Here is a 7,985-nt window from a genome sequence, read left to right as displayed (position 1 = left end):
AGCTACAGCTTCGGCGACGTCTTTCCGGCACAGGCGCAGTTGCCCTGGGGAGCGACATATGCCGGCGTACCCCTGACCGGCGCCGGCACCCCGCCTGCCCTCGGCCCGCTCGGTTGCAACAATCCCACCAACGCCCCGGTTGAGGAGCGCACTCCGTTGGCCGGGGTCCAACGAGATGCCGAAGTGATCGGGCGTCGCCAACCCGACTGGCTGCCCGAGGCCACGGCGTATATCGACGGGACGCTCCCCCGGCTGATGGCCATTGCCACCGCGCTGACCGGGCAACGAGCCGATGCCGAGGACCTCGTCCAGGACACGATGGAGCGCCTGATCGCCAAATGGCCGAGTGTCCAGCGGGCCGACAATGTCGATGCCTATGTCCGCCGGATCATGGTCAACCACTTCCTGTCGGGCAAGCGCAAGCGCAAGCGCGGCTCGCGGGATGTCGTCTCGCACGACCTGGTCACCAGCGACCGGATCACGACCGGCGGGCCCGGGCACGAGCGGGTCGTCAATCGCGACTTGCTCGTGCGGGCCCTTGCCCAGTTGCCCGAACGCCAGCGCATCGTGCTCGTGCTGCGCTATATCGCCGATCAGCTGGACTCGGCGATCGCCGAGGCCCTCGGGTGCAATCCGGTCGCCGTGCGGGCAATCGCCACACCGCGGCCTCGTCACGCTCAGCTCCGGCGCGGAAGGCGGTACGTTTCGGGAACGAAAAGTGACCGAAACGGCGTTGGACGGGGCATGCACAACCACTTCAACGGGCTGAAGACCGCCGGGCTCTTCGGCCTCATCTGGGTCCTGCTTCTCGGCTTGGGCTCGATCATCGGCGGCGGCAGGTACATCTACATCTTCGCCCTCATCGGCCTGGCGACCACCTTCTACTCCTACTGGAACTCCGACAAGCTCGCCATCCGCGCCATGCGCGCCTACCCGGTGAGCGAGGCCCAGGCGCCCGCGATGTATCGCATCGTGCGCGAACTCTCCACGGCCGCAGGCAAACCCATGCCCGCGCTGTATGTCAGCCCCACCCAGGCGCCCAACGCCTTCGCCACCGGGCGCAACCCCAACCACGCCGCCGTCTGCTGCACCGAAGGCATCCTCGGCTTGCTCGACGAGCGCGAGTTGCGTGGTGTCCTCGGCCACGAGTTGATGCACGTCTACAACCGCGACATCCTCACCGGTTCGATCGCGGGCGCCCTCGCCGGCGTGATCACCTCGGTCGCGCAGATGGCGCTCTTTTTCGGCGGCGGCAATGACGAGGACCGCCCCAACCCGCTCGCGCTGATCGGGATGTCGCTGCTCGCGCCCTTCGCCGCGATGGTGATCCAGATGGCGATCAGCCGCACCCGCGAGTATGACGCGGACGAGGACGGCGCGAAGCTGACCGGTGACCCCCTCGCGCTCGCGTCCGCCCTGCAAAAGCTCGAGACCGGCACGCGCCGCGCCCCGCTGGCGCCGACCCCGCAGTTGGTCAACAACTCGCACATGATGATCGCGAACCCCTTCCGGGCGCAGGACGTCTCCCGCTTCTTCGCCACGCACCCCCCGATGGCCGAGCGCATCGCCCGGCTCGAGGCGATGGCCTCCGGCACCCAGCGACACTGAGCCTCGCGGCGACCGTGGCCGCAGCCCTTCGGCGGCGGGTCACACGCAGATCGCATCAAGAATAGTCCGATCCCGGCACAACCACTGCCGGGGTCGATGCGTCTGGAGTGATGAGGGCTGCACCGTAGCAACCCGCCCACCAACGCAAGGGGAACGTCATGTCGCACAACCCATTTGCCCGTCGTGTTGTCATCACCGCTCTGGCCGCCGGCACCGTCACCGGGCTCGCCGCCACTCCAGGTATCGCCGCCCCGACGACCGCCGGCCGCACGTCGAGCTCCGCCCCGACATCGGCGTCTGCCTCGGATTGGCCCGAACCTGCCTGGGACATCCCGGATGTCGCGCCGAAGGGCAAGCAGCTGGCCGGGAATGTCACGCTCTTCGCCGACTTCGGCAACTACCCGTGGGTCGCGCCCACTGGCGAGCATTGGTGCCAGGAGCCCGGCCGGGCCGGCATGGAGACCATCGCGGGCCGCACCTGGATGTTCGTCGAGGACTACACCACCGACGCCGAGTCGCTCTACAAGAACGACGCCGAAATCAACGTCTCGGGCTGGTCCGATGGCAAGCAGGCCTTCAACCGCTTCGTTGCCGACAAGCTCAAGTGCAACTGGTACAACCCGCAGACCCGGCTGACCTGGACGGGCAAGAACCCGCAGCGCTACTGGCTCTCCACCTCCGGCAAGGTCGGCACGAAGTACGCCGTGACCGGCGCCGTCCGCGTCGGCGACATGATCGTCGCCGTCACCGGTCGCTCCACCAAGGCCGCGACCGCCCGTGCCATGGCCGTCCGGATGACCCTGGCCGTCGAGCGCAACCTGCGCGCCACGGACCTCGTCCGCCACGACTGACGCTCACGCGAGCCCAGCGTCCCCCGCCGCGGCCGGTCGGCCATACGAGCCGCCGAACATCACGGCGTGCACGAGCAGCGGGAAGAGTTGGTGAATCGGCAGCCGCTCGCGCCACCCCGGCGCGAGCGGCTGACCCCGCTCCGGGCACGCTTTTGACCACCACAGGCCGGCCGTCGGCGAGCGTCGCCAGCACGGTGTCGGAGATATCCCCGCCCGTCAACGACCGCGCATTGGCCACCGCCGCCCCCAGCAGGCCCTCGACGAACTCCCGAGTGGTCGCGTCCACCGGGCATTCTGACCCGCACCACGCCCGGACTCGTCCTTGGGAGCGCCCCGGGAAACTAGACTGGGCCGCCTTATGGCTCTCTCCTCAGACCCCGAATCCGCACCCGACCCGCTGCCGGGTGCGTCCGGCTACGCCGAGATCGACCTCGGTGCCATCCGGGCCAATGTCGCCTCCTTGAAGGAGCGTGCCGGCGACGCGGCCCTGATGGCCGTGGTCAAGGCCGACGGCTACGGGCACGGTGCCGTCCCGTCCGCGCGGGCCGCCCTCGCCGGCGGGGCGGACTGGCTCGGCGTTGCGCAGCTCTCCGAGGCTGTCGCCGTCCGCGCCGCGGGCGTCACCGCCCCGATGCTCACGTGGCTCTATGTCCCCGGCGCCGACCTCGGCTCGGCCGTGCTGGCCGACATCGACCTCGGCATCTCCTCGGTCGCCGCGCTCGACGAGCTGCTCCGGGCCACCACCCGGCAGGGCAAGACCGCGCGCATCCACCTCAAGGTCGACACCGGGCTCGCGCGCAATGGGGCGTATGGCAGCGACTGGACCGCCCTTGTCGCCGCCACCGCCCGCGCCGCGGCCGAGGGCGCCGTGGAGGTCGTCGGCGTCTTATCCCACTTCGCGTATGCCGATGCTCCCGACCACCCGACCGTCCGCTCCCAGCAGCAGACCTTCGAAGCCGCCGTCGCCGAACTCGAGCGCACCGGCATCCGTCCCCAGGTGCGTCACCTGGCGAATTCCGCTGCCACACTGACCAATCCGTCGGCCGCCTATGACATGGTCCGCCCCGGTCTGGCGGTCTACGGGCTCTCGCCGATCCCCGATCTCGGCACGCCCGCCGACTACGGGCTGCGGGAGGCGATGCGCCTGATCTCGCATGTCGCGCTCGTCAAGGACGTGCCCGCCGGCCAGGGCGTCAGCTACGGCCATACCTACGTCACCGACCGGGCGACCCGGCTCGCGCTGGTCCCGCTCGGCTATGCCGACGGCCTGCCGCGCAACGCCTCCAATGCCGGACCGATGCTGCACCGCGGGGTGCGGCAGACGATCGCCGGCCGCGTCTGCATGGACCAGGTCGTTCTCGACCTCGGTCCCGACGCCGACGTGGCACCGGGCGACCCGGTCGTGCTCTTCGGCCGTGGCGAGGACGGCGAGCCCACGGCGCAGGATTGGGCCACGGCCACCGGCACGATCAGCTACGAGATCGTCACCCGTGTCAGCTCGCGGCTGCCGCGTGTCTATGTCGGAGAGGGCCGATGAGCCGAAGCCGCGGCCTGACAGCCGCGGGCCTAGGGCTCGCTGTTGCCGCCGGGGCGGTCAGCGCGGGCGGGGCGATGGCTCGCCGCGCCACGTTGCAGCGCCAGCGCCTCGACGGGATCGACGGCGCCGAGGTCGGCGCCGCGCACCCCTTTGACTGGATCCCCGACGCGATCCTCGCCGTGACTACGGATGACGGGCTGAGCCTGCACGTCGAGGTCGACGAGCCGGTGGGCAGCGAGACCGGGCCGACGGTGGTCTTCGCCCACGGCTACTGTCTGGCCCTGGGCTGCTGGATCCACCAACGCCGTGCCCTGGTCGAGGCCGGCTACCGCGTGGTGTGTTACGACCAGCGCGGGCACGGACAGTCCGCCCACGGGGATATCGCGAACGACACCATCGATCAACTCGGCCGAGACCTGCACGCCGTCATCGCCGCCACCACCCCGACTGCCCCGCTCGTGCTCGTGGGACATTCGATGGGCGGGATGACCGTGATGGCGCTGGCCGATCAGCACCCGATGGTGATCCACGAGCGCGTGATCGCGGCGGCGTTCTTGGCCACGACGGCCGGTGGCGACGGGCTGATCACCACCGGTTTCGGCCGGCATCTCGGTGCTGCCGTCCTTCGCAACGGTCCCGGTGTGCTCGCGAATATTGCTGCCCGGCAGGGAGTTTGGCGGCGTGCCCGGATCCTCGGCCGAGACCTCGAGTCGGCGCTTGTCGATCGCTTCTCCTTCGGTTCGCCGGTCTCGCAGGAGACTGTCCGGTATGCCGCGGACATGCTGCTCGGCACCGACCTCACCGTCGTTGCCGCCTTCCTGCCGACGCTGGAGAGCCACGACAAGCAGGCCGCCCTGGCCGCCTTCGCCGGCATCGACACCCTGGTGATCAATGGGGAGGAGGACCGGCTCACCCCGCCCGAGCATAGTCAGGCGATCGTCGATGCGCTCCCGGGATGCGAGCACGTCGTCATCACCGATGCCGGTCACCTGGTCATGCTCGAGCACCCGGCACTCGTCAACGCCAACCTGCTCGCGCTGATCGATCGGGCGCTGGTCGGCCATCCGGCCGTCACGGGTCAACGCAAACGCAAGGTCACCGATATCGCTCGGCGCCGTGCGGTGGCCAAGGCTCGCGGCAGCAGGACCCCCCGTGCGTCCCGGGCCAGGGCAGCGGCGCGATGACCACCGGCACCGTCACCTTGCCCCGCCCCGAGGACGTCACCGGCCTCGGCCGGGCCCTCGCGGTGCTCCTGCGCGCCGGCGACCTGATCATCCTCACCGGCGATCTCGGGGCCGGCAAGACCACCCTCACTCAGGGCATCGGCGCGGGCCTGAACGTCCGGGGCGCGGTGACCTCACCGACCTTCGTCATCGCGCGTCTCCACCCGGCACTCGGCGAGGGACCCGCGCTCGTCCACGTCGATGCCTATCGCCTCGGCTCCACCGTGGAACTCGACGATCTCGACCTCGACGCCGACATCGCCGATTGCGTGACGGTCGTGGAGTGGGGGGAGGGCCTGGCCGAGGACCTCGCCGACAGCCACCTCGCGCTCCACCTGAGCGCCGACCCGGACACCGAGGTCCGCACCCTGAGGCTGAGGAGCGTCGGGGACCGCTGGACGTCGCCAGCCCTGCGGCAGGCGCTCACGGCGCTGGTCGCGGACTGCGCCGGCGATGAGATCGGCGGTTGATCGTGCGCCTCCTCGCCATCGACACCGCGACGTCCGCAATCACCGCCGCCGTGTGCGACCAGAGCACGACCCTCGCCGAAGTGGCCGTGATCGACGCACGCCGGCATACCGAAGCGTTGGCGCCCGCCGTTGCCGATGTCCTGCAGCGCAGTCGGATCGAGGCGCGCGACCTGACGCACATCGCCGTCGGCGTCGGCCCCGGGCCGTTCACTGGCCTGCGCGTGGGTATCGTGACCGCGGTGACCATGGGCTATGCCCTGGGCATCCCCGTGCACGGCGTCTGCTCGCTCGATGCGCTCGCCCAGGCGTATGCCGATGCCTACCCCGAGCCCGCCGATGTCGTCGTTGCCACGGACGCGCGGCGCAAGGAGGTCTACTGGGCCCGGTATGCCGTGTCCGCCGGCTCCGCCGTCCGTCGCAGCGAGCCGTCCGTCGGCCGGCCCGCGGAACTGCCAGCCGAGGTCCGCGCGCTGCCGGCCATCGGGCGAGGCGCAGTTCTCTACCCCGAGCTGCTCCCGAATGCCGCTCTCCCGCTTGACGTCTCGGCGGCGACCCTGGGTGCGGTGGCGATCCGTCACCTGCTGGCGGGCGACCCGATCCCGCCCACTCCGCTCTATCTGCGCCGCCCCGACGCGCACGAGCCGGGCACTCCGAGGCCCGCACTCGCCGATGGCGGCACGCCGTGATCCCCGAGGCCGCTGTGGACGTGCGGCCGATGTCCTGGACCGACCTCGACGACGTCGACGCGCTCGAACGCCTGCTCTTCCCGGCTGACGGGTGGTCGCTCGCGACCTGGTGGGCCGAACTCGCCGCACGCCCTCGGCGGGAGTATGTCGTTGCGCGCGTGGCTGATTCGGTGGTCGGCTATGCCGGGATCGATCACGGTGGTGACACCGCGGACGTCATGACCATCGGCGTCTCGCCCAGGGTCGGTGGCCGTGGCATCGGGCGCATCCTGTTGGGGGAGTTGATCGGCCGGGCCGTCCGCGAGGGCGCCGACGCTGTCCTCCTGGAGGTCCGAGCCGACAACATCGCCGCCATCGGGCTCTACCGCGGCGCCGGCTTCGAGACGATCCAGACCCGCCGGCGCTACTACCAGCCCGGCGACGTCGATGCCTTGGTGATGCGCAAACTCCTTTTCCCCCAAGGTGATTCGGTGACCACGGACAAGGAGGACCGATGAGCGACGAACCACTGGTGCTCGGCATCGAGACCTCCTGCGACGAGACCGGCGTCGGCATCGTCCGGGGTGAGACTCTCCTCGTCGACGCCATCGCGAGCAGTGTCGATGAGCACGCCCGATTTGGTGGAGTCGTCCCCGAGGTTGCCAGCCGGGCCCACCTCGAAGCGATGGTGCCGACCATCGAGCGGGCCTGTGCGGGAGCGGGTGTCCGCCTCGAGGACCTCGACGCGATCGCCGTCACCGCGGGCCCGGGCCTTGCCGGCGCCCTGATGGTCGGGGTGGCCTCCGCCAAGGCTCTCGCCCTGGCGCTCGGCAAGCCGATCTATGGCGTCAACCACCTCGCCGCGCATGTTGCCGTCGACATCGTCGAGCACGGGCCGCTGCCGGAGCCGGTGCTCGCGATGCTCGTGTCGGGTGGGCACTCCTCGTTGTTGTTGGTCCCCGACGTCACCGGCGATGTGCAACCGCTCGGGGCGACAATCGACGATGCCGCGGGCGAGGCCTTCGACAAGGTCGCGCGCGTGCTCGGCCTGCCCTTCCCCGGCGGACCACACATCGATCGGGCCGCCCGCGACGGTGAGATCACCATCGACTTCCCCCGCGGTCTGACAACCGGCCGCGATCTCGAACGGCACCGCTTCGACTTCTCCTTCTCCGGCCTCAAGACCGCGGTCGCCCGCTGGGTCGAGACCGAACGCCGCGCCGGACGCACCGTCCCCGTCGCCGAGGTCGCGGCGTCCTTCCAGGAAGCCGTCGTCGATGTCCTGACCCGCAAGGCGATTCGCGCCTGCGTCGAGCACGGCGTCCAGGACATGCAGATCGGCGGCGGCGTGGCGGCGAACTCCCGCCTGCGCGCCCTGGCCCAGGAGCGCGCGGATGCCGCGGGCATCCGGTTGCGGGTGCCGCGTCCCGGGCTGTGCACCGACAACGGCGCAATGGTGGCCGCACTCGGCGCGCAGTTCGTGATGCGCGGTCGCGAACCTTCCCGACTCTCCCTGCCGGCGGATTCCTCGATGCCGGTGACCGAGGTGCGGGCGTGAGGGCACGGCATACGGTCATCGTCGCGGCCGCCGTGGCGCTCGCGGCCTGCACCTCGCCCGCCCAGGAGGCGCG

At 70.5% G+C, this 7,985-nt stretch carries 8 protein-coding genes and 2 pseudogenes; 9 read left to right on the top strand and 1 reads right to left on the bottom strand.

Going from position 1 to position 7,985, the window contains the following annotated elements:
* Positions 1 to 183 precede the first annotated feature (183 nt).
* The 3 genes and pseudogenes from PKH97_RS10925 to PKH97_RS10915 all read left to right on the top strand — a co-directional run.
* Positions 184 to 642 (top strand): annotated as a pseudogene (locus tag PKH97_RS10925) (sigma-70 family RNA polymerase sigma factor); the annotation flags it as partial.
* 102 nt (positions 643 to 744) lie between these two features.
* Positions 745 to 1,608, top strand: coding sequence for a zinc metalloprotease HtpX (gene htpX / locus PKH97_RS10920; RefSeq protein WP_324387440.1), 864 nt, complete (start codon positions 745 to 747; stop codon positions 1,606 to 1,608).
* A gap of 158 nt (positions 1,609 to 1,766) precedes the next feature.
* On the top strand, positions 1,767 to 2,459 hold the full coding sequence (locus PKH97_RS10915; protein ID WP_324387438.1) for a hypothetical protein: 693 nt from the start codon (positions 1,767 to 1,769) through the stop codon (positions 2,457 to 2,459).
* Between the two features lie 3 nt (positions 2,460 to 2,462).
* On the opposite strand, the pseudogene PKH97_RS10910 reads toward PKH97_RS10915, so the two are convergent.
* Positions 2,463 to 2,588: pseudogene (locus PKH97_RS10910) on the bottom strand (fructosamine kinase); the annotation flags it as partial.
* A 229-nt stretch (positions 2,589 to 2,817) separates the two neighbouring features.
* Between PKH97_RS10910 and alr the strand changes: the two are divergent.
* From alr to tsaD, 6 genes are read left to right on the top strand one after another with little or no spacing between them, the layout of a single operon-like run.
* Positions 2,818 to 3,996, top strand: a complete 1,179-nt coding sequence (gene alr / locus PKH97_RS10905; protein WP_324387437.1) for an alanine racemase — start codon at positions 2,818 to 2,820, stop codon at positions 3,994 to 3,996.
* Positions 3,993 to 5,180, top strand: coding sequence for an alpha/beta hydrolase (locus PKH97_RS10900; protein ID WP_324387436.1), 1,188 nt, complete (start codon positions 3,993 to 3,995; stop codon positions 5,178 to 5,180). Before alr ends, PKH97_RS10900 begins: the two co-directional genes overlap by 4 nt.
* Positions 5,177 to 5,689 carry a tRNA (adenosine(37)-N6)-threonylcarbamoyltransferase complex ATPase subunit type 1 TsaE gene (gene tsaE, locus PKH97_RS10895; RefSeq protein ID WP_324387435.1) on the top strand — a complete coding sequence of 171 codons (513 nt, stop codon included), beginning with the start codon at positions 5,177 to 5,179 and terminating at the stop codon, positions 5,687 to 5,689. The genes PKH97_RS10900 and tsaE overlap by 4 nt, the downstream gene beginning before the upstream one ends.
* Positions 5,690 to 5,691: 2 nt before the next feature.
* Positions 5,692 to 6,375, top strand: a complete 684-nt coding sequence (gene tsaB / locus PKH97_RS10890) for a tRNA (adenosine(37)-N6)-threonylcarbamoyltransferase complex dimerization subunit type 1 TsaB (RefSeq protein WP_324387439.1) — start codon at positions 5,692 to 5,694, stop codon at positions 6,373 to 6,375.
* A 29-nt stretch (positions 6,376 to 6,404) separates the two neighbouring features.
* Complete coding sequence (rimI, locus tag PKH97_RS10885; protein ID WP_324387434.1) at positions 6,405 to 6,872, top strand: ribosomal protein S18-alanine N-acetyltransferase; 468 nt, start codon at positions 6,405 to 6,407, stop codon at positions 6,870 to 6,872.
* Complete coding sequence (gene tsaD, locus PKH97_RS10880) at positions 6,869 to 7,912, top strand: tRNA (adenosine(37)-N6)-threonylcarbamoyltransferase complex transferase subunit TsaD (protein ID WP_324387433.1); 1,044 nt, start codon at positions 6,869 to 6,871, stop codon at positions 7,910 to 7,912. The genes rimI and tsaD overlap by 4 nt, the downstream gene beginning before the upstream one ends.
* The last annotated feature ends 73 nt before the right edge of the window (positions 7,913 to 7,985 follow it).

Source organism: Nostocoides sp. (assembly GCF_035343835.1).
GTDB lineage: Bacteria > Actinomycetota > Actinomycetes > Actinomycetales > Dermatophilaceae > Nostocoides_A > Nostocoides_A vanveenii.
The sequence above is the reverse complement of the archived record's forward strand: the minus strand, read 5'-3'. Positions and strand labels throughout refer to the sequence as shown.

Bases quoted from the DNA above. Each gene is read 5' to 3' on its own strand.
- htpX (WP_324387440.1), top strand. From the start codon at position 745: ATGCACAACCACTTCAACGGGCTGAAGACCGCCGGGCTCTTCGGCCTC.
- tsaD (WP_324387433.1), top strand. From the start codon at position 6,869: ATGAGCGACGAACCACTGGTGCTCGGCATCGAGACCTCCTGCGACGAG.
- tsaE (WP_324387435.1), top strand. From the start codon at position 5,177: ATGACCACCGGCACCGTCACCTTGCCCCGCCCCGAGGACGTCACCGGC.
- PKH97_RS10900 (WP_324387436.1), top strand. From the start codon at position 3,993: ATGAGCCGAAGCCGCGGCCTGACAGCCGCGGGCCTAGGGCTCGCTGTT.
- alr (WP_324387437.1), top strand. From the start codon at position 2,818: ATGGCTCTCTCCTCAGACCCCGAATCCGCACCCGACCCGCTGCCGGGT.
- rimI (WP_324387434.1), top strand. From the start codon at position 6,405: ATGTCCTGGACCGACCTCGACGACGTCGACGCGCTCGAACGCCTGCTC.
- PKH97_RS10915 (WP_324387438.1), top strand. From the start codon at position 1,767: ATGTCGCACAACCCATTTGCCCGTCGTGTTGTCATCACCGCTCTGGCC.